General features: G+C 44.3%; 16 protein-coding genes and 1 other RNA gene. 11 read left to right on the plus strand and 6 right to left on the minus strand.

Annotation, left to right across the window (positions count from 1 at the left end):
* Positions 1-3 precede the first annotated feature (3 nt).
* Positions 4-8076, plus strand: coding sequence for a TcdA/TcdB catalytic glycosyltransferase domain-containing protein (locus AAHH42_RS12125; RefSeq protein ID WP_342221245.1), 8073 nt, complete (start codon positions 4-6; stop codon positions 8074-8076).
* Between the two features lie 236 nt (positions 8077-8312).
* Here AAHH42_RS12125 and AAHH42_RS12130 read toward each other — a convergent pair whose 3' ends face one another.
* Positions 8313-8603: an RnfH family protein gene (locus AAHH42_RS12130; protein ID WP_119797061.1), complete on the minus strand. Its 291-nt coding sequence runs from the start codon at positions 8601-8603 to the stop codon at positions 8313-8315.
* Positions 8596-9030 (minus strand): type II toxin-antitoxin system RatA family toxin, encoded by a 435-nt coding sequence (locus AAHH42_RS12135; RefSeq protein ID WP_342221246.1) that lies wholly within the window; start codon positions 9028-9030, stop codon positions 8596-8598. The genes AAHH42_RS12130 and AAHH42_RS12135 overlap by 8 nt, the downstream gene beginning before the upstream one ends.
* A 148-nt stretch (positions 9031-9178) precedes the next feature.
* Here AAHH42_RS12135 and smpB point away from each other — a divergent pair, with 148 nt between their 5' ends.
* The 3 genes from smpB (at position 9179) to AAHH42_RS12150 (ending at position 11527) form a co-directional block, all read left to right on the plus strand.
* Positions 9179-9661: an SsrA-binding protein SmpB gene (gene smpB, locus AAHH42_RS12140; RefSeq protein WP_119797698.1), complete on the plus strand. Its 483-nt coding sequence runs from the start codon at positions 9179-9181 to the stop codon at positions 9659-9661.
* A gap of 49 nt (positions 9662-9710) precedes the next feature.
* Positions 9711-10090, plus strand: a transfer-messenger RNA (tmRNA) gene (ssrA, locus tag AAHH42_RS12145).
* A gap of 195 nt (positions 10091-10285) precedes the next feature.
* A complete protein-coding gene (locus AAHH42_RS12150; protein WP_342221247.1) occupies positions 10286-11527 on the plus strand; it encodes an integrase domain-containing protein in 1242 nt (413 codons plus the stop codon).
* Positions 11528-12308: 781 nt separating this feature from the next.
* Here AAHH42_RS12150 and AAHH42_RS12155 read toward each other — a convergent pair.
* Positions 12309-12533 (minus strand): helix-turn-helix domain-containing protein, encoded by a 225-nt coding sequence (locus AAHH42_RS12155; protein ID WP_119797058.1) that lies wholly within the window; start codon positions 12531-12533, stop codon positions 12309-12311.
* A gap of 10 nt (positions 12534-12543) precedes the next feature.
* Between AAHH42_RS12155 and AAHH42_RS12160 the strand changes: the two genes are divergently transcribed.
* The 7 genes from AAHH42_RS12160 to AAHH42_RS12190 all read left to right on the plus strand — a co-directional run bounded on the left by AAHH42_RS12160 (position 12544) and on the right by AAHH42_RS12190 (position 17787).
* Complete coding sequence (locus tag AAHH42_RS12160; protein WP_240313792.1) at positions 12544-12945, plus strand: Cox family DNA-binding protein; 402 nt, start codon at positions 12544-12546, stop codon at positions 12943-12945.
* The gene (locus AAHH42_RS12165) at positions 12942-13298 is read left to right on the plus strand and encodes a hypothetical protein (RefSeq protein WP_342221248.1); all 357 of its coding nucleotides are present in this window, start codon (positions 12942-12944) and stop codon (positions 13296-13298) included. Before AAHH42_RS12160 ends, AAHH42_RS12165 begins: the two co-directional genes overlap by 4 nt.
* Positions 13299-13766: 468 nt before the next feature.
* Positions 13767-14147: a phage filamentation protein Fil family protein gene (locus tag AAHH42_RS12170; RefSeq protein ID WP_342221249.1), complete on the plus strand. Its 381-nt coding sequence runs from the start codon at positions 13767-13769 to the stop codon at positions 14145-14147.
* A gap of 12 nt (positions 14148-14159) precedes the next feature.
* Entirely contained in the window at positions 14160-14507 is a 348-nt protein-coding gene (locus AAHH42_RS12175) for a DUF5347 family protein (RefSeq protein ID WP_342221250.1), read from the plus strand.
* Positions 14508-15030: 523 nt separating this feature from the next.
* A complete protein-coding gene (locus AAHH42_RS12180) occupies positions 15031-17058 on the plus strand; it encodes a replication endonuclease (protein ID WP_342221251.1) in 2028 nt (675 codons plus the stop codon).
* A gap of 206 nt (positions 17059-17264) precedes the next feature.
* Positions 17265-17516 (plus strand): type II toxin-antitoxin system Phd/YefM family antitoxin, encoded by a 252-nt coding sequence (locus AAHH42_RS12185; RefSeq protein WP_119797052.1) that lies wholly within the window; start codon positions 17265-17267, stop codon positions 17514-17516.
* Entirely contained in the window at positions 17506-17787 is a 282-nt protein-coding gene (locus tag AAHH42_RS12190; protein WP_119797051.1) for a type II toxin-antitoxin system RelE family toxin, read from the plus strand. Before AAHH42_RS12185 ends, AAHH42_RS12190 begins: the two co-directional genes overlap by 11 nt.
* A 64-nt stretch (positions 17788-17851) precedes the next feature.
* On the opposite strand, the gene AAHH42_RS12195 is transcribed toward AAHH42_RS12190, so the two are convergent.
* The 3 genes from AAHH42_RS12195 to AAHH42_RS12205 all read right to left on the minus strand — a co-directional run bounded on the left by AAHH42_RS12195 (position 17852) and on the right by AAHH42_RS12205 (position 21022).
* Positions 17852-17974 carry a hypothetical protein gene (locus AAHH42_RS12195; protein WP_275887668.1) on the minus strand — a complete coding sequence of 41 codons (123 nt, stop codon included), beginning with the start codon at positions 17972-17974 and terminating at the stop codon, positions 17852-17854.
* A 241-nt stretch (positions 17975-18215) separates the two neighbouring features.
* Positions 18216-19259 (minus strand): phage portal protein, encoded by a 1044-nt coding sequence (locus AAHH42_RS12200; protein ID WP_342221252.1) that lies wholly within the window; start codon positions 19257-19259, stop codon positions 18216-18218.
* The gene (locus AAHH42_RS12205; protein WP_342221253.1) at positions 19259-21022 is read right to left on the minus strand and encodes a terminase large subunit domain-containing protein; all 1764 of its coding nucleotides are present in this window, start codon (positions 21020-21022) and stop codon (positions 19259-19261) included. The genes AAHH42_RS12200 and AAHH42_RS12205 overlap by 1 nt, the downstream gene beginning before the upstream one ends.
* Positions 21023-21136: the final 114 nt, after the last annotated feature.

The raw sequence follows: 21136 nt of genomic DNA on the forward strand, positions 1-21136 counted from the left end.
ATCATGGACAAAGAAACATTAATACGTGAAATACAGGATGTACTCGGTATTGACGCTCCTATTTTTTACAAAATCAAGCTATTACTTAATGAATACCAAAGGCTAAGCATTACCGGCGATGTCCAAGAACTCTGCCTGTTGGCACGTATACAAACCGAGCTGGAATTACTTTTAATCGGTGGGAACAAATTCGCTGACCCGCCTTCGAGGCCAAAGATTCAAACCGCTTTAAACCACGTGTTACAAAAAAAACAGCACCTATTAACGCCGGTAGAGAAAAAAATCCATTTCGTTTGGATTGGCACGCTCGGTTCTTTTCAGATCGCTTACATGAAAACCTGGGCTTATTACAACCCTGATTACGAAATCCAGCTATGGCACGATCCTCACGCCTTACTCTCCGGCATCCTGCGCCAAAAAATTAAGCTCTACGCGGGGACACTACAGGGGATCGGTAATGACATCGACATTGAAAGCACGGCCTCGATCCATGTTAGAGCCATTATCGATTTACAAAACGAATTTTATAAAGATTATTTCCTCCCCGGAATGCGTCAACAGCAAACTTTTGATGACTGCGCTACGCAATTTTTGTTGGCTAAAGGATGGAGTACGACCGATCAACTAGACGAAATAAAGTCGACACATGCGTACTCTTTCGATCAGGCCATCAATGCGCTCAACGTCGCCCGAAGCCGTGCAACTCAAGCTCAGCCAAAAATGCCGATTCGTTTGGTCGAGATCAATGCTACCCTGTTTCAGAACACGGCCAAAAAAGATTATTACAAATATTACCTCAAAGAACTTGGCTTACGCCAAAACTCGGCTTCTGCTTCTGACAAAGTCCGTTACATGATCCTTTACAAAGAAGGCGGCATTTATCTTGATGTTGACCTTTTACCGCATCCAGATAACAGGCTCTGGCAAAAGATAAAAACAGATTTATTTGACAACATCAGCAAAAGAAAAATTATCAATGATCATTATCCACAGAATGAGTTCTCTTACATGAGAGGCGTATTCTGGTTCTATTTAGCCGATGTGCTGGAATCGATCTTCACGGGTAAAGCGCTCGCTCTTGAAGAAAACACCTATCACCGACAGGCTTATGTGGAAATGATGTTGATGAACAGCCTGCTACGTGCCTGTAATGATGACAGTCTGTTACCTCTGCCAAGTTATCAGCAACTTGCCCTGGACATTAATCAGGGCAATCAGGATCCCTTTTTTAAAACCGTCCAGCTCCTATCACCAGAGATTAATCACATTGTCGAGTCCCTGTCAAAAGACAGCTTGATGATCCCTCTGGGTGAGTTACACGTGTTGCCCGATGGAATAGGCTATATAAAGCATCCTTATGTAGAAGGTGAGATAACCAACTCCTGTCTATTTGCATCGAAAGATAGCCTCGCGATGTTGGAGATACTTAATATCGTTTTGCAAAGGGATATAAAAATAGAACTACACCAGATAGATCGGCTCGATGTTTCCCGTCCACCTGGCCCATCATCCGACAAATATTCCACGTTAGATATCAATTTAATGATGTACCGCTATGATGGCTGGATAGAGGGTGCAGTCGCGACCGTCTATAGTTCGGGGCCCAAAATTATCGTCGCCTGGTTAGCTGAGTATGAAAAGAAGTTTAGTGCCAGTCATCCCGAGTTAACAGCCTATTTTGAGGTGTTTAAGCAACAGTTTTTTGTTTTTACACACATCAGTTACAACACCGAAGAAAATTTGCAATCGACCTGGATCGGATCGGCGATGATGAGTCGAGATCACTATTACGAAAAACCTTCCCGCTATCAAAGTCAGCTCATTATACAATTTGATAATCAGCCATCCACGGAAGCAGCGGCACATTGGCTGTATAACAAACGTAAAGAGATCAGCATTTGGGTAAAAATAGTACAGTCAGGTCGTCAAGAACGCATCATGATCAATGGCACCATTCCACAAGGTTTTCAGTTTTATGATAATCAGGCGGATAAAAAAGCCCGTATTTTGCTGATTGGGCAGGGTTATAACAAGCAATTAAGCGGCCTTAGCGGCGAAGATGTCGCTCAAAAAATAATCAATGTATTGGCAAGTCAGGTGCTAAAAAATTGTATCGATCGGAATCTGGTACCGGGTGATCAAACCCCAGATGTTATCTCACGCATCCACGTGGTAGCCAGTGATATCGAACCCGTTAAAAGCCATAGTCCAAGCTCAAGTAACGGCTGGAACTCTTCACTCAGTCGTGGATTTACTTATCAACTGCTGGCACATCTGCGTAAATCACGCATTGAAATCTATGAAGGCGTGGCTGTGTGTGATGCCATCATCGGTGTCGATGTTGTTGGACGTAAATGGGTAGGAAGTTGGGACGTGCTGAGCGAAAAAATCCTCTGGCGCTCCTCTCAAGAGGCTTATAAGTGGGTTGGTGTTTTGACCCCCTCAGGCAATGCAGTAAAATTTGGAAAAACCCTGTTGGAAAAAGATATCTTGACCCAGATACGCCCTTGGATCGACATCAATAAGCACGGCAGATTTGGTCTTTTCAGTGTATATGCCTTCAGTGATGGGTTACTTCCGGCCAAAATGAGTGATCTTTTTTGTGAACCGGATTTTATCCACCTTGCCGATCAATTCGGTAACATTGCTGGGCACCGTATTCTTATGGCAGATGTGTCTGCACTGTTTTCTGGCATGAAAAGAGGGGAGCTTTCTGGCGGGATAAAAATCCGGACTGCTATTGTCGACGATCGCGCTGATCAGCTGCGCATACTAAGAGATATTCTTCGACAAGTGATTTTCAACGAAAAACCAGAGCAATGGCTTGCATGGTTGGCGTCTTCCAATCTGGTTCTGGATAAAACGCAACAACGGCTGCAAGCACTGTTAATAAGCCACCCAGAGTACTATGCCTCTCTTAAAACATCAGTAGATGAAGATCTGTTTGATTTTTACTATATGGATTTGGCACAAAAAAACGCTTATTACCCCATCATCAATTACCTGGGTTCTGAGGCTAAAAATATTAAAGTGATTTATTTGGGGTATATGGAAAGACGTCTCTCTATCCTGTTCAAAAAGAAAGTATTCGACACCCCCATCCTAGATTCATCATTAGAATATTTTGAAGAGAATGTATTAAAACTGAGTGGTGATCACACCTTCTTTATCTATTACACCGCGCAGAATACAAATAGAAAATCGACAGGCATCGAAGTCTTTCAATCAGATTTACGTAATATAGCTTCAGAGTTAATACCCGTTACCGGCCGAAAAAAAACAATCCCCTTGGCGGAATCTTATCTCAACAGTGCTCTGATCTTTGAAAATTTGACTAAAGAAATCGCCCTCCTGGGTCGTGCTGTTCCCGAAGGTTCTCTGGTTCTCTTACAAAAAGTCACGCCGGTTAGCGGTCGGAACACATTTAGAGTACCTTTCTTGAACCCCAAAACAGGTGTGCTGATAGAGATTGAGACCGAGCAAACGATTTTTAAACAGGTCCGCGATTCTTTGGAAAAAAGTTACCGCATACCCCTCTCCAATGAAGACAATCTGGCACTGGCAGTGAATCACTATCACAGTAGGGTGGCACTGGATCTCTCGAGCTGGCTTTTCAATAAAATTTTCGTAGCCCGCTTTCTCATTGAGCAGATAAAATCCGGCAAAGGCCTGTTTGCTATGCCTGACACGCGTGGGCTGCCTAATAAATTCGGGCAATCTCTCGCATTACAGCATTATGTCGGTGTCGTCGGAATGGCGAGTGATCTACTCGATGATGCTGCCAGACTGTCTTACTTTACATTGAGCAGGGTAGTGAGTGTACAGGCAGTAGAATTTTCTTTACACAGGATAGCCTATTTTTCTGCAGAGCTGCTCTCGGGCACGACAGAAACCAGCCGGTATGCGTTTCTGATTAAAGGTATTTTGCAGAAAGACCATATCCAGCATGTGGTGAAAAAACTGGTGAACGGTATCAGCAAAACCTTTATGGGGTTGGGGCTTATCCTCAGTGCCACAGATATCGTATTGACGACCAGCGCGTTGTTAAATGCGCCTAATAGCGATGCACAAATGATCCTCGGCATACAACTGGGTTTCAGTGTGCTGGGTTTTGGCTTGCAGTTATTCGCGATAGGTGCGGCATTACTCGGTGCCACCAGCTTGGCGCTGGCGCTAGGTACCGCTGTTTTGGTGGTGGCGATAATCGGTGTAGTGATTATTTTTCTGCTGGAGCATTTCCAACAGAAAATCAATACGATTAAAGCCAGCGCGCAATTTTTCAAAAACCTTAAGAAGAGCTGGAAGCAGGGCTATGTATTGAAACAGGGCTGCTTCATCCATGAGGGACCTGCCAGTATTACCTTGCTCGAGTTAGGAGTATTGGGGAGGGCTTTCCGCATCGCATTCGGAACACAAAGATACCAAGCATATGGCAGTACCTTCATCGGTGGTATACAAAGTGAACTCAGAAAATTAAACGTATTAAAGCCTTTTCATCGTGCTGATGTCTCTGTCACCGAGCTACCACCCAATAACGAGCAAGATGATATCTTGACACATAACCTGGTTTTGCCTTGTGTGGCGCAGACCGATTATGATTTTTCTTATGATCGTGGTGTGGCTAAAATAGAGGAGTATGGATCCAGTGAAGCCTTTGCCCCCCTTAGAGAACTAGAGAAAGAGAATAAAGATTTTGTTTTTTTTCATAAACGGCATATCAACGATGTACCACGAGGGATGGCGCGATCGATCTATTATGAGATGCAAGAAATTATACCTACGAAAAAATTGACCAACATCTGGGTGACGATTTCTGAAAATCAATTTGTACAAAATCAATGGGCATTGCATTTTCCTTGGGCAAAAACCAAGGAAGATTACAGCCAGGAATACACCGTTTTTAAAAAAGAAAATCCGGATTGGGAAAAATTTGGATCGGGATATGAACAATTTAAAGAAAAAATAACAGCAACAGAGCAAGCTTTTCGGCAAGACATCATCGATAACGCCAGTGAAATTACCTACCACATGGATAACACTTCAAATTTGTGCCAAATCTTGGTACTGCCACCTGTTGCCTTTCCATTAAAATTGCACTTACAAGGAGGAAACTGGCTTATTAGCGCCCTTACCCTGGGAGTGATAACGTTACCTAGCAGAAAAAATACTCAACTACAGATCGGCGGACATGAAATCGAGCTTATGCTCACTGCGGACGAAAGCATACAGATTCAATGCCTGATCCATGAAAAAGTGACCCTAATCCAGAATATTACCGCAAGCGAGATGAATATCGCTTCAATCGTTTTCGATGCCAGCGAGTCGCCCGCAAACAGCCTAAAAGCAGAGCTTAATCTTTTATATGAACAGCAGATAAAAACGCTCTCAGACGCTGACAGGTTACCATCCTTATTGATTAAAAATTATCAGGCAGAAACTTACCAGGGGAATGCCCATTATGTGACTAAAAATGGAGCCATACTGTGGGTACCGGCCTTCGCTGCTTTTAAATTCTCTATCGCTTGCGCGCGATTATTAACCATTGAAGCAGAAAAGGTTTTTTTCTATGCCCACATTGATTTGAATACGCAAACAAACGGGAAACTGAAAACCAGAGAGTCCCCTTTTCAGCCTACTTTCTGGATTACACATAGCCGATCTTCTCTATTGGAGTTCGTCAATTATTCTTTTCTTCCTCTCTTTACCTCATCGACCGGATTAAAAATCAGGGTCAAAATTACGCAAGTAGGGGAGCAACTGACACTGATAGAACATTTCAAAAAAGGGGCTTCATCGGTAGCAGTGCATTACGCAATTAATATCACTCCTACCGCCCACAACCCGCTGTTGTTGCGAAAAATTCAATGCAGCAGCGATATTTTCAGTGTTTTAGTACAAAACGAATTATTTTTTGGCGAGCGATCTTCACAAACCACCCTTAAGCAGTTGCGAGGTCTGCTGTGTACCATGTTGCTGGACATTTATTTGCTGGATGATTATCCCGATAACCATAACCCATTGAACAAAAAATCGTCTGGTGGAAAGATCTACGCCGATGAAATTATTCAAATTACTGACAATGAGAATACTGAGGCGTATTGGTGGAGCCGATCATGCGGTATCCTCGCTCCAATAACGCTGCCGACCGGCAAACAGGAAAAAATCAAGCCAATATGGAGCGGCAGAAATGATTATCAAAGGGTTAGCTTTTGGATGTCCACGGGCAATCAGACTCCCGTAGACAACGAAAATGAAGAGGGCAAGCTCTATATAAAACACGACACAGAGCCTTATATCGATTACAGCAAATTGGGTCTACTCAAACATGTCGGACATACGCCTGAACGGCTTTATACTGAAGACACTCAGGGCAATATTTATGCCATCGATGTTTCTGGACGCGCGTATTTATCGACTATAGGTAGCAGATGGCTAACAAATCATCAAGATGATCTCTCAACCGCCTTTACCGCCTTACTGGCGCTCAATGATAATGAAGCAGACGAACGTTTTCATCTTCCCGTGCTGGGTATCGAAGGATTTTTATGCGGAGTTTCTACACACAATACGAAGTCCTTACAAACCTGGTATGAGACGCACTTAAAAAGATTTTATTTCTATTACTCATCCCACGGACAGAAATTACACTACCTCACCCATGACACACAGGAAAAAGCCGCATTTTGGGATCCGCATAACAAAAATCTCCTTTATATCAGCAGTATAGCCCTTGATGAAGTACAAACATTCAACCCTGTGATCCCTGAAAACAGACTGCCACCTGTAGAGATTGTCCTGTATGGTGTACAAAAAGCATGGAAAAATGAGGAATTACTTTATCTAGAAAATAATCAACTGATCTTTTTTTCCGATTTTAAACAATCGCCCTATCACTTTTCTCTACAGGGCATCGCTGAGGGATACATCTCACCCTATTTACTGTCTTATCAACTAGCGAGTGCCTTGAAAAAAGAGTTTTACAGGGTCTTCAGTGATGAAAATCGTGCTTATCCCTGTGATCACTACGCGATTTGGCAAACCCATATTCCCAATACACCTCCTGGCGCGCAAGATTTATTCACGATCAATTTTACTGAAAGAAAAACGCAAATATGGAAAATGCTAATAGAAAAAATAGTTAAAAGAACACCAGAATGTCTATCGGTTACGCCAAAAAATATGTGGTCTTTTTTAGCCGCACACCTTGCTCAGCTTCTGCCGAAAGCACGACTCCATGTTGACGACATAAACAACATGATAAGAGAGGCCTTCATTGCGATCCGTAAAAGTGGGGCCTGTAATATTGAATTAAAGCCCAAAAGACTTCTGAGATTTAGCCAATATGGATGGTATAACACACAGTTATCAGCACTTTTCATGATACCAAAAGAGAGAGATAAACACGTTGACTATCAGTATTTGGGGCTGAGCCGAGATGGATACCACAGCTATGTCAGCGCTGAAGAAAAGAGAGTGTATAAAATATCGGGGTTACAAGAGTGGGAAATGGCGGAAGACTGGCCTGCTGGATGGCAAAAAATAGCAGATCTTCTCTGTATTAAACGCTTTGGTGATGAGCTGATTTATATTGAGAAAAAAAGTACGCTATCTGGGCTGCAAAAAAACCTGGCTTTTTCTGCTTATTTTCTTGCCGACATCAAAGAGATAAAAACTCTGTATCCACGGCAAAAATCTGCCACGCTCCTCATCCAATTACAGAATTGGTCAGCAATCACTTTCGTCATTCAGGCCCATAATAGGGCATTTGAAGAAGATGTTGAGTTAATTATCGAAAAAGAAGATTTGGGTACTTATAAGGTACAAAGAGAAGAACAAGATCTATGGATTTTCCAAACTCAAAGAAAATTCGCTCTGTGTGTTTCTAACGTATTGAACACAGAGCCTGTGCCTGAAGACATCGATTTGAAGGTAGTCAATGAGAGTATCACGATGACAATTCCTTTGAGTCAACTTATTGAAAAATATAACCATCAAGCTGATCAACCGGAGACATTTTATGATGAAGTAGTTTATCCTATCTATATTTTAAGCGACCTTCTCAACAGCCCCCCCTAAAAACCTGTTCGAAATCTCTTGTGCTCGCCGTGTTTTGGTCAAGTCATTCGTCAAAAACGCGCTCAAAATGCTCATTTACTCTATGTAAACTGCGCTTTTTCTCGCGTTTTTTCCTCGTCTGAGCATCGCTCAAGAAGATTTGGAACAGGTTCTAAGGATCCTCAGCGAGGGCGAGCAAAACCCCTCGCTATTAATATACTTTTTAATCAGAAGAGAATTGACTTGTTTAGCACTGATTAGCGGTTCTTTTGTGCTTTATCCGCTCGCTGCCGCCGCCATTCTTTAGGATCCGCGATCAATGGGCGATAAATTTCAACACGGTCGCCATCATTAATGACATCGCCCAGCTTTGCTGGTCGACCATAAAGCCCCACTTTGTTGTGTTCTAAATCAATATCAGAACGCAACTGAAGTAACTTTGAAGCTACGATCGCCTGTAGAACCGTGCTCCCTTGAGCAAGTAGCAACGTACGGATATATTGGCGTTCAGGTAATGCATACACTACCTCAACACGGATTTCAGGCACAGTAAACCTCTTTCGCCCGTTGTGTAAAAGCTTGCACCATATTTCCCGCTAATTCTTTAAAAAAACCACCAAATGCTAGCTCAATCAAGGCATTAGTGAATTCAAAATCAAGATGAAACTCTACTTTACAGGCCTCGGGGCTTAAAGGTGTAAAATGCCAGCCTCCCAAAAGCTTACGGAAAGGACCATCGACCAATTCCATATTGATACTCTGGTTATCCATAAGTGTATTACGTGTAGTAAACGTTTTGCTTATCCCTGCTTTAGCGACTTCTACGGCAGCTGTCACCTCACGTTCACTGGCACCGATCACACGGCTACTAACGCAACCGGGTAAAAACTCGGGATAAGAGGGCACATCGTTCACTAATTTGTACATTTGTTCTGCACTAAATGGCACTAATTCAGCGCAATTAATTTGTGGCATAACATCTCCGGTAGGATCCAAAACTGCTAAATAATATCATTAATCCGCTAACAGACAAAAAACCGATAGATATCCTGATATAAAATACACCAACATCCAGTGGGAAATCATTTCATTCATCAACACATACAGTATAATGACCAACATTATGATAAAGAAAAAAACATACAAACCCGGTTCTGCAACCATCGCACAAAATCGGCGCGCGCGACATGATTACTTCATTGAAGAAGAATTTGAAGCAGGGCTGTCTCTGCAAGGTTGGGAGGTTAAGTCCTTACGTGCAGGTAAAGCCAATATCAGTGATAGCTACGTGATATTAAAAAACGGTGAAGCTCACCTTTTGGGTGCAACCATTACACCACTGAGTGTTGCTTCCACGCACGTCGTCTGTGATCCAACACGAACCAGGAAACTGCTGCTTAACAAACGCGAACTTGATTCCCTGTTCGGACGCATTAATCGCGAAGGTTATACCGTGGTAGCCCTTTCCATGTATTGGAAAAATGCGTGGAGCAAAATAAAGATTGGTGTTGCCAAAGGTAAAAAAGATCACGATAAACGAGATACGATCAAAGATCGTGAATGGCGTGTAGACAAGGCGCGAATTATGAAAAATGCGAACCGTTAAGTCGCTGGCTTAACAACGTGGAGTTCTGTTATACTTGACTGAGTTCTTTGGGGCTGATTCTGGATTCGACGAGATTAGCGAACCCCAAGGTGCATGCCGAGGCGCGGTGGCCTCGTAAAAAACCGCAAAAAAATAGTTGCAAACGACGCAATACACGAACCTGCTGCTATGGCAGCTTGATCAGCTTAAAAAACTGAAGGTTTCCTCTCTCCCTAGCCTCCGCTCTTAGGACGGGGATCAAGAGAGGTCAAATTTAAAAGAGATCGCGTGGATGCCTTGCTTGGGGTTGAAGCGTTAAACTTAATCAAGCTAGTTTGTTAGTGGCGTGTCCATCCGCAGCTAACCGGTGAATGTAATGACTGGACTAAGCATGTAGTGCCGACGGCGTAGTAATTTCGGACGGGGGTTCAAATCCCCCCAGCTCCACCAAATAAACTATCGGTAGTCACCAGAAAGTACCGGTAAACCAAGAAAAACCCGCACTCTACCTAGGTTTGCGGGTTTTTTATTGCCTGTTGTCTTTCGGTGTGGCATGGTTATACCCTGTTTCTTTAGGACTACATGAGGGACTCTATTCTCTAGTCCTTAAAATAGGTAGTCCCATAGTCCTTAAAGGGTGATGATATGGCACTACAGGCGAAGCCCCTAACGAATACCGAAGTGAAAGCGGCAAGGGCAACCAACAAAGATTTATCTTTACACGATGGTGGTGGATTACTGCTATTTGTTAAAACATCCGGCGTTAAAACATGGCGTTTTCGCTACTATCACCCCGTTAGCAAAAAAAGAACGACGGTCACTTTTGGCAATTATCCCGCACTCTCACTGGCTGAAGCCAGGCAGAAACGAGAGGCAGCAAAAGCACTGTTGGTAAAAAAGATTGATCCACAAGAGTACCAACGAACAGCATTAGCCAGTGAGCAAGAGGCTAGAATTAATACCTTGGAGAAGGTTGCGGCTGATTGGTTTAAAATCAAGCAATCCAGTATCACGGAAAACTATGCACGTGACATATGGCGATCACTTGAACGTGATATTTTTCCTGCCATTGGACATATCGGGATACAGGAGATTAAAGCACGCACGCTTATTGCTGCTTTGGAGCCAGTCAAGGCCAAAGGTGTTTTGGAAACCGTAAAAAGATTAACCCAACGGTTAAATGAAATCATGATTTTCGCCGTTAATTGCGGGGTAATTGATGCCAACCCTGCAGGCGGTATCGGTAAAGCCTTTGAAAAACCGAAAAAGAAAAATATGCCCGCATTGACACCAAAGGAATTACCTGAGTTTATGCAAGCACTGTCGGTTGCCAGTATAGAATTACAGACCCGATTACTGATCGAGTGGCAATTGCTGACGGTAACCCGACCGTCCGAAGCTGTGGGTGCCATGTGGTCAGAAATCAATTACGACTTGCAGGAATGGCGGATCCCTGCCGAACGGATGAAAATGAGGCGTGATCATATTATCCACCTGTCATCTCAAGCACTGGCTGTACTCGACGCCATGAAACCGATTAGCGCTCATAGAAACTATTTATTTCCAAGTAGAAAAAATGTACTTCAACCCATGAACAGTCAGACGGCCAACGCCGCCATTAAGCGCATGGGGTACGGCGGGCGATTAGTTGCGCACGGGATGCGATCCATTGCCAGTACCGCATTGAATGAGCAGGAATTTAATCCTGATGTTATCGAGGCAGTGTTGGCACATACCGGTAAGGATTCAGTCCGTAACGCTTATAACCGCAGCACCTATTTGGAACAACGTAGAGTATTGATGGACTGGTGGGGTGAGTTCGTTGAACAAGCTGCAACAGGGAAATTTACTGCCGCCGAAGGAGTGAGAGGATTACGAATTAAATAATAACAAGATGGAATAAGGAAAAATAGTCAAAGCATGATGTTGCCATCAGACGTTTACGTTAATTTCTGTAGACCCCTTCTCTTTCATGCATAAAATACTGGCCTCAAATATTAACTGACACTTTTCGATGTGTGTTTCATATTATTAAATAGACCTCTTCGGAAACTATAGCAGGCGCCGTATCAGTTGATTATGAAAATCAGAAATAACATATTGATATTAATTAATATTTATTAACAAAAGTGATCACGTTACATGGCGCCTGCTATAGTTTCCGAAGAGGTCTAATGAAAAAGGCACAAATGAGTATTGAAAGCTATCACAAATTAAATCGTTCAAGAAGTTTATTAAACTTCCTGCGATTAGACTTAATACATCAAGAAATCAATGGGATATATCAACTTTATCTCCCTCACTTATTTACTTATATCGCAGATGACATTTGTTTTGTACTCAATGAATTACAGAATAACGGTTTCTGTGATGATTGTCTCAAAAAATAATTGAATGGGTTTTTACCTGCTCAGACTGAGCCTAATGGCTACACGTTATTGATACCGTTTTCTATGATAGCTAGTCTGAGTAGGTATAAATTTTTGAAACACAACAATATTATCTTTCTTGTTGAATATCTGCGGGATATACATTCAGCAACTCCATTTGGCCTCATACCTACTTTCTAGCAATTCATTTCTTGACTAATCTCATCGATATATCCAAAACCAGTTGTGCAATATGCACGATAAAACTTCTATCTATTCAATAAAATAAACGCGCAAAATTAATCCATTTTTCTGTCTGGACGGCTAAATTTTTCATCTTCTTGCTTATAGTGTGCGAGAGCGGGTGCTATTTGCCCGAATTCGGGAGCAATTTTCCCAGTCATAAACCACAATGCGTATTTTTCGAACCGTGGATGATTGAGGATTTTTGTTACCACATCAATGTTAGGTGTTGTCTTTCCCGACTCATAACGCCAGAGCGCATCCCGGTTTATGCCAAGCATAAACGTATCTATGAATCATAAGCATCAACTTATACTCCAATATGGCAAACAAGAGGTTAACATGCCAGAACTGCAACTAGAACATCTATTCAAAATCCCAGATGGGATTACTGTATCTGAATTTGCCCGCCGTACTGGAAAAACCGAAACATCAGTACGCCATATGATGGATCGCCGCCTTTTACCTATGGTTACTGAGCGTGAAATTATCGGTGCCACTGGCAGCAGTCGTCGTATTTACATTCTGTGGAATGAATGGTTAGAAATGGTACATATGGCGACAATTAGCCGTCCTGTGGAGTCTTATGGCTGGAAACATACATGGATTAAGCGTGCACAAAAGCTTGGACTCGTGGGAGATCTGGGGCTACTAACAGCAGTAGCACATACAACGGTAAGTGAAAACACATGATCTACACCCCAACCCCAATCAGTCGCCACTCACAGGAATACCGTGGATTTACCCTTGTCTTCCTGCAGAAAACAGTGGCTCAACCGATTACCTGTTATCACCTGTGGTTAGGTGATCAGTCGTTTGGCAAGGTGGATACGCTGGCACAAGCAACAGATTACATCGATCAGTTACATCAGACGAAGAAAATAGAGCGGAATGATAATAATGAGTTATTCAACAGAACTACTGATATCAATCACGATTATTCTCGCTGTGATGGTCTACGGTGCCATGCGTATTGTGATGGCAATCCATACATACCGAAAGAAACACGCAAAATTAACCGGTTGGCAGCAATTTCTCATGCATGAAGCAGAAATTAAATGCAAAACACGTCATGCCCTTTAAATCAAAGCGTAAAGCCTTCCCCTAAATTAGCATTATGAAGAGGTTTTATTTATTACAGGAATAAGTGATGAATTTTAAAATACACACTGTGTTTTAACGCTATTTCGAGATAACATTTATGACAATTAAGCTATTCCCTGTCACTTTACCTTCTAAGGTGCAACGGGGATATTACAAAGTCTATGGTGCAATGGGAGTATATATGTTTGGGAAGTGCTTTATTATAATGCACAAGCTTAAATACCATCACGATAGAACTGAAAATATTCTCCTGAAATTCATATTTTTCTATCTTTATCTATTTTTTAGGCAGTGCAGTCATTTCTTTTTCATGCTAAGAATAAAATCTTTTCAAATTGAATGCAGAGATTTTAATGTCTTCGTAGAGAGTACCAAGGGCGATTAAATGAGATGCGAATGTTAATCACACTTTGCGTTTTATTGTTAAACATCAACCTATTTTCCTTGTTGTGGTGGGAGGTTATGCCGGCGTCATCTTTGGTAGAGCAGAAGCCGGCATAAAAATAGTACCACACAAACCCGCGCCGGACGGGGTAAACATTCCGGCACTTCTTTCACTTAATGGAGATGGCACCATGTTAATAAAAACCTGCACATCCGTAGCCGTATTGCCAGATAACCCGTTGCACATTACGCATCGCCGTCATCGCCGTGGCTGGCTGGAGACCCCTGATGGTCGCCATGTTCAGCCTAATGCGCAGAATGTACAATTTATTAAAGGAATGAGTACACCCGTCATCAATAAACCACGCCGCCGTTGGTTTGCACATTTGATGGGGATTTTTGCTTAATAAGGAGGGGTTATGGCGAATACAGAGCCAGCACGTGTCGTCCCGCTGAATTTAGAACAGCGTCAATGCAGTCTTAAGCACATCGCGTTATTATGGGGGGCATTTCCTGACGCAAAATATAAAGGGGTTATTCCCGCGCTGATCACTGAAATGCAGGAAACCGATCCGCAAATGAAAGGGGCTTTGTATTATTTGGCCGGTATTGAAAAGAAAAAGCATGCGTTGGCATTTAAACAGTTATCTCCAGAAGAACAGATGAATATTATTGACGCGATTATTCGCTTACGTGCCGTTATCAGTTTATTGCCTGACAGGGTGACGTATATTGATTGTGATCCGCTGCCGAACAAGACGGAATAACACCATCCCTTCATTTTTAAAATGAACAGACGCGTTATTGTGTCGGTATTCCTGTCATCTAAATAAGGACGTATTATGAGCCTGTATATCGATAACGATTATGTTATCAGCCCATAATAACTCACGGTTTATTTTATATAAAAAGAAAATCTATTTTAATTCGTCAAAAAAGGCCATCAAAAATTATCTTGAATTCTTGGCGTGTTATTCATCCTTCCCCGCGTTCATTGAGAGTCTGATCCGCCATCATGGGTTGAGGGTAGACAATCAGATTATGGAAGACTGGCATAATGCAATACAACACATCTTTAGAACGTGCCACGAGGTGTTTAAACCTGTCCCGCTATTAGATCCAGATGAATACGAAATAGGGCCAGGAATAAAACGCAGATTATTACTGCCTAATCGCATAACGTATATCGAGCATTATCGACTTCCTGATTAACGCCATTAATTCATACCTGAAATAAATAAACACGTGATGACGTGGGAACCGTTTTATTCAAAAACAAGGCCGTTACCGATGACCCTCTATTCAGAAGAAATCCCTATCCCCGCACCGCGTTCTCTCAATCCTGCCCCCTGTCACATTTTTTCTCCGTTAATGTGGGAGCGCGAGCAATTGCCTGCCATCCTGGAACCGAGGATAGAAGCCTATTGGCAACGTCAGGTGGCGCAAGCCAATCATCTTGCTCATCTCGATCACATAAAACGGAAGTGGCAGGCTGATCCCGAATTAGCAATACAAGCAGATTTACGCCGTCAGCCGAAATTTATCCAGCAGCCGTTGCAGCAGCGCCTGGATTATCTGCGTCGTGAGGGCGGTGAAGCAAGAGCCAAAACCTTTTTATTGGAGGTGATTAAGCCAGTCTTGCACCGTCTTGAAACCGTGCGTAAAAAGCAGAGGACGGAGGATTATCAGCGTGTTACCTACTATCCTGCGCTACGCGTGTTATTGGATTTACCGACACTGATGCAAAAGGAAGTAAAGAATGTGGCAGCGAGGGTGGCAGGACATATGGAACTGTTTTTCTGTGCCTGCGCCGAGGTGTTACCGGATGATAATACGGATCCGGATAAAATATTGCGACTTTATCAGCGTGTGGCCGCGGAAGCTAAACGGTTTTCTATTACACCCCCGCATTGGCACAGTTTGCGTGAGCATATCCAGCACCGTGGCAAAATGCCTTATCATCTGATCCCTGGCGCACTGGCACGGCTGTGTTGTGCTGACTGGTGGGCACGTAAACTGTGGCGGTTGCGTTGTGAATGGCGTGAGGAGCAATACCGTGCCATTTGTTTGGTGCATAAACAAGCTTCTGCCTATGTCAGCTATGATGCCTTGACCCGTAAGCGTGAGCAGGATCGCCGTGCACGGGAATTTATCCGCTCACATGAACTGGTGAATGAGGACGGGGTGACGCTGGACATGGAAAAGGTGGTTAACGCGAGTACCAGCAATCCTCACTTACGTCATCTGGAAATGATGACCACCGCCAGAGGTCTGGAAAATCTGGCAGAACAGCGTGGCGATTATGCGATGTTTTATACCCTTACCTGTCCGTCGCGCTATCACGCTACCTTATCCTGCGGTAAACCTAATCCCAAATGGGCAACCCATACGGTACGTGAAAGCAGTGATTATCTGGTCGCTCTGTTTGCGGGTGTGCGCAAAAAGATGAACAAAATGGGGCTGCGCTGGTACGGCGTGCGGGTAGCAGAGCCTCATCATGATGGTACCGTGCATTGGCATTTGCTGTGTTTTATGGCGAGAAAAGATCGGGTCGCCATTACCGCGGTGTTACGTGAATTTGCGATCCGTAGCGATCGTGAGGAGCTAGGAAAAAATATCAAACCACGCTTTGATGTCAAGCCGGTGCTGAAGAGTAAAGGGTCGCCCACCAGTTATCTGGCGAAATACATCAGTAAAAATATGGATGGCACCGTACTGAAAAAAGTCGTTGATAAGGCGACCGATGAGCCCCTATTAAGTACCGAGACCGGTAAGCCACTTAATGAATCAGTTGAAAACGCGGTAGCCTGGGCAAGTTTGCATCGGGTACGACAATTTCAGTTTTTTGGTATTCCTTCGCGTCAAACGTACCGTGAATTGCGTTTGCTGGCCGGTCAATTGCAGCGCAAAGCAAAATCGAAAAAAAGCACGCAATTACTTGATGATAAGCCGATGGATGATGTATTGGCTGCCGCCGATGCCGGTTGTATGGCGACCTATATTATTAAGCAAGGCGGGGTATTGATCCCACGTAAAGACCATACTGTACGTACCGCTTATATCAAATCTGAGACCCTGAATGCCTACGGTGAGCAGGGCGTGAAAATTTACGGGGTGTGGTCGCCCCGGCTGGGCATGGCGTCACGGATTTGTACCCATGTGGATACGTGGAAAAAGGTGCGTAAGGCGAAAAGTGATAAGCAGCCTGTTCATCCTGTTAATCAGGCAGAAAGTGATCTGGGGTTAGGTGTTGCCCTTCAGGACGGGGTTACCGTCCCTTGGACTCGGACTCGTGGCAATAACTGTCCCCTTGCGTGAAAAATAATCAAAAATAAAAAGCGAGGGAAAGAGGCGGTTCCGATGAGGATTTGAGGAGTTTTGGGAAGATGGCTTGTGCTTAACAGCTAACATTGCTCAACAGAACCAGATTAAGAAGCCAAAATTACGCGAGTATAAAAATAAGTCTTTATATCGCATCTTTAAAGGTGCTATTATAAGTTTTTACTATAAATAGAGGAAAACATATGGCTCATCAAATCCTAGCGGAAATGGCTGCCAGTATTACCGATCTCAAACGTAACCCTATGGGTACGGTTGCAGACGCTGAGGGTGAGGCCATCGCTATCCTTAATCGTAATCAACCCGCTTTTTATTGTGTACCGCCTAAACTTTATGCTTACTATCAGGAACTCGCCGAAGATGCTGAGCTTAACCGTATCGCTGATGAGCGAATGGCAAACCCCGAGTTTGTGAGCGTAAATCTAGATGATTTATAAGTTAAAATTTGAAAAACGCGCTTTAAAAGAATGGGATAAATTAGGTCATACACTGAAACAACAGTTAAAAAATAAGCTGTCTGAAAGGTTGGACAATCCGCATATTCCATCAGCAAGGTTAAGTGGGAAGACTAATCGCTATAAAATTAAATTAAGAGCGTCTGGTTACAGATTAGTCTACGAAGTTAATGATAGCGACGTCGTTTTACTTGTGATCGCTATAGGAAAAAGAGCAGGGGATGACATTTATCACTCTGCTGATCAACGTTAAGTAAAATTTATACGGCTATTATTCACTTACTATACGGATGAGAAAACCTTATCCGCTCTGCCTGTTAACAATCCGTCAATAAATCCCCCTCCTGCGCAGAAAAGTGGTTAACACCTGCGCAGGCATGACGGGCCCTGCCGGTATTTTTCACCACCCGAATGGCTTTATCATCCCATAGTGCTGTCATCGTACCGTCTTTAACAACACCTCATATTCCACCCGTGGTAAAAAAACGCATTTTCTGCCATCAAAACGCAATGCTCTTCAACCCCGAAGCCGTGCGCTCCCCTCGCCCGCGGTCTGGGTATTTAATAATCAGCTTTTTCATGCATCTGTGGATCCGTGATAAAACCTGTTGTAGCCTGGGTTTTAGCCTTAAATCAGGCTGCAAAAAAACGTGCAGATCCATGCAGTCTAGACTTGCACGTTTACACTGAGGCTTTGTCGACTAATTCATAGGGTTTAAAACGGATCACCTCCTCGCCCAGCCAGTCATTAATTTCACTCAGTCGCTCTTGCAATGGTGCCAATTCATTGATGGCAAACACCCGTGCCGCTTTTTCGATATCACCAAAACCGCCAGTATTGTGCGGTAAAATGCCCATCAGTTGCGGTGGTACCCGCTGTGCCGCTAATTGATCATCACGGGTCACATTTTTAATGTTGATAAATTCATCTTTGGCTGCCACCTCTGCCAAGGGGATCAGTTGCAACCCGTCTTTTTTACCGCCCGGGGCATACATAAACAGATTACGAAAATTTCCCGGTCCTTTTGATTCTTTCAACGCTTGGCGCAAGCGGTCAATGTCTTCCTGTTTATGCGCCGCATCGTTCATGTACAAAATAAAACCGGCATGACTGCCATTGAGATAATATTTGCGCCGAAACAGCGTGGCAGCTTCATTCAGCCAGGTTGAATTCAGCGCCGCCAGATAATCCGGTACGCCGTAGATTTCCTGATTAATATCCGGATCGAGCAGATGAAAGACGCTATTTTCAGCAAAAAGATGCGGCGCTGCCCAGGATTGCACATACCAATGGGTGCCCGCTTCAACGCCGCAGCGGGTATATTTTGCCGGACTGGGCACCAGTTTTAGTACCCCGCCCAAACGGTTAGTGCGCACCTCTAAAAAGGCATTGGCAAACACTAAAAAATCCAGCGCATAGCGGCTAAAATCTTGTTTGGATAACCAGCGATGCGGTTGAAACAGACTTACCAGCAAATTACGCTTCATATAAATCGGTGAACTGTGATGCACCGCGGCACGAAAGGATTTTGCTAGCCCATGAAACGACACTGGTGGTTCATACCAACGGTCAATTATCGCGCATTCCAGATAATCTAACATATCCCGCTGATCGAGCATCGGGATAGGATCGCCAAAAGTAAAGGCTTCACAAGACTGCTTTGTATTCTGCTGCAGGCGCCGGGTACTGTGATTATCACGGTGTTTTTTATCAGACTGACGCATTAAAATAACTCCATAAAACTGCTGTTATTGACAGTGATACCGGCCAGCGGTTCATTAAACAGGGCGTGCATAATCGCCCAGGCAACATCGCCATGACTGGTGCCCTCGGCGCGGTTGGTGACATAGGTGGCACGCTGACCACTGGCGCTCAAGGTTTTGCGGATCGACATAAACGCCTTGGCGATATCCATCGCACCGGCATCAAATTCCAGCCTGCCCGAGGTGATCACATCCTTGGCCTTATAAATCAGATCGGTTTTCATCTCGACGGTATAATGAATGGCCTGCACGGCGGGGAAAAATTGCCTGACCAGCTGGGTCACAGACCGCCCCAGGCCGGTATCATCAATGCCGATATAGCTCACGTTATAGCGCTCAGTCAGTGTCTGGATATGCCGTGCCTGCTCGGAAAAATCCATACCGTGCCATTGAAAACGTTCCAGCACGCGAAATTTCCCGCCTGCCACCTTGGGCGGCGCCATCACCGCACAGCCCGAGGCATCACCGGTACTAGCCGGATCGTAGCCAATCCACACCGGTTGATACCCATAAGGTCGCGTTGCCAGTAATTTCACATCCGGCCACTGCTCCCAGCTGTCGACCATACAACGTTGCATCTCCTTCATCGGAAATACCGATTGCGCATCGTCGATAAACTGACACATAAACAGATTATCAAAATCGTCATCACTGTTCTCACGCCGTAATTGCGCGATATCAAAGCGATCACAGCCACCGACCAGCGCATCCTCAAGGGTCACAATCTGCTTGTACTGCCCGTCTTCACACAAAGCGCCGGCAGCCAGACGCGGATAACTGACATCGACCTCAATGCGTTGATTTTTCGCGCGTCCCTGATTAAACAAGGTGCCATTCCAGAACGGATAGGCTTCATGATTGACACTCGAGGGCGTGGAAAAATAGGTTTGCCGATACCGTTTTTGTGATGCCATGCCCGAGGCCGCACGACGTAACTTCTTAAAACCGGGGATCCAAAAATACTCATCGACATACAAACACCCGGACCGCCCCTGCGCGGTATTGGTATTGGTGCCTAAAAAATGCAATTCGGCCCCATTGGGCAAACAAATCGGATCACCGCGCAGTTCTACGCCCACTTCGGCGGCGAAATCGACGATATAATGTTTAAATTGATGGGCTTGCGCCTTCGAAGCAGAAATAAACATCTGATTACGTGCGGTGGTCAACGCATCAAGCAAGGCTTCACGGGCAAAATAAAACGTCGCCCCGATTTGCCGCGATTTCAGCAGATTACGCAGGCGAAAACGATCATCCAAACCCGCCTGATACCACGCACGCTGATAAGCAAACAAGGACGCTTGAAATAAGGTCGCCAGCTGGCTAATCTGCTCGTCTGAAAAAACATTTTTCACCGACACCTTACGTTTTCCTCGCGGGAGCGCTGCCCGGTTCGGATCCAGATCGGCTTCATTGCCCCCATTATTGTATTTGCCGATACGGGCATGCCGTTCTGCCTGACGCCCCAGGGCATCCAACTCTTTGAAATCACGCCCACTCTTTGCCTCGATAGCCACCAACTGACAATAGCGTGTGGCGGTAGTGAGTTGCATCTTTTCCAACACACCATATTGATCCCACTGGTCACGACGTTTCCAACTGTGTAGCGTCGTTGCCTTGATGCCTAAGATTTCAGCGATACGCGCCACCTGTAGCCCCTGCCAATACAAATACATGGCTTGACGGCGCGGATCTAACTCCCTCGTCAGGGTGATGTTATCCATGCAAAAATAACCTTAATTGAATCAGATCCCGCAAGGCTACCGTGCAACCCCCCCTCCCTCTCTCGCGACGCGCTGTGCTAGCACTGAAACAACAGCGACGGATTGTTCACGTGC

It is taken from the genome of Candidatus Fukatsuia endosymbiont of Tuberolachnus salignus (assembly GCF_964030845.1).
Classification (GTDB): domain Bacteria; phylum Pseudomonadota; class Gammaproteobacteria; order Enterobacterales; family Enterobacteriaceae; genus Fukatsuia; species Fukatsuia symbiotica.

Coding starts and splice junctions, on each gene's coding strand:
- AAHH42_RS12190 (WP_119797051.1), top strand. CDS start 17,506: ATGATTTATAAGTTAAAATTTGAAAAACGCGCTTTAAAAGAATGGGAT.
- AAHH42_RS12150 (WP_342221247.1), top strand. CDS start 10,286: ATGGCACTACAGGCGAAGCCCCTAACGAATACCGAAGTGAAAGCGGCA.
- AAHH42_RS12135 (WP_342221246.1), bottom strand. CDS start 9,030: ATGCCACAAATTAATTGCGCTGAATTAGTGCCATTTAGTGCAGAACAA.
- AAHH42_RS12125 (WP_342221245.1), top strand. CDS start 4: ATGGACAAAGAAACATTAATACGTGAAATACAGGATGTACTCGGTATT.
- AAHH42_RS12165 (WP_342221248.1), top strand. CDS start 12,942: ATGATCTACACCCCAACCCCAATCAGTCGCCACTCACAGGAATACCGT.
- AAHH42_RS12205 (WP_342221253.1), bottom strand. CDS start 21,022: ATGGATAACATCACCCTGACGAGGGAGTTAGATCCGCGCCGTCAAGCC.
- AAHH42_RS12195 (WP_275887668.1), bottom strand. CDS start 17,974: ATGACAGCACTATGGGATGATAAAGCCATTCGGGTGGTGAAAAATACC.
- smpB (WP_119797698.1), top strand. CDS start 9,179: ATGATAAAGAAAAAAACATACAAACCCGGTTCTGCAACCATCGCACAA.
- AAHH42_RS12155 (WP_119797058.1), bottom strand. CDS start 12,533: ATGCTTGGCATAAACCGGGATGCGCTCTGGCGTTATGAGTCGGGAAAG.
- AAHH42_RS12175 (WP_342221250.1), top strand. CDS start 14,160: ATGGCGAATACAGAGCCAGCACGTGTCGTCCCGCTGAATTTAGAACAG.
- AAHH42_RS12160 (WP_240313792.1), top strand. CDS start 12,544: ATGAATCATAAGCATCAACTTATACTCCAATATGGCAAACAAGAGGTT.
- AAHH42_RS12200 (WP_342221252.1), bottom strand. CDS start 19,259: ATGCGTCAGTCTGATAAAAAACACCGTGATAATCACAGTACCCGGCGC.
- AAHH42_RS12185 (WP_119797052.1), top strand. CDS start 17,265: ATGGCTCATCAAATCCTAGCGGAAATGGCTGCCAGTATTACCGATCTC.
- AAHH42_RS12180 (WP_342221251.1), top strand. CDS start 15,031: ATGACCCTCTATTCAGAAGAAATCCCTATCCCCGCACCGCGTTCTCTC.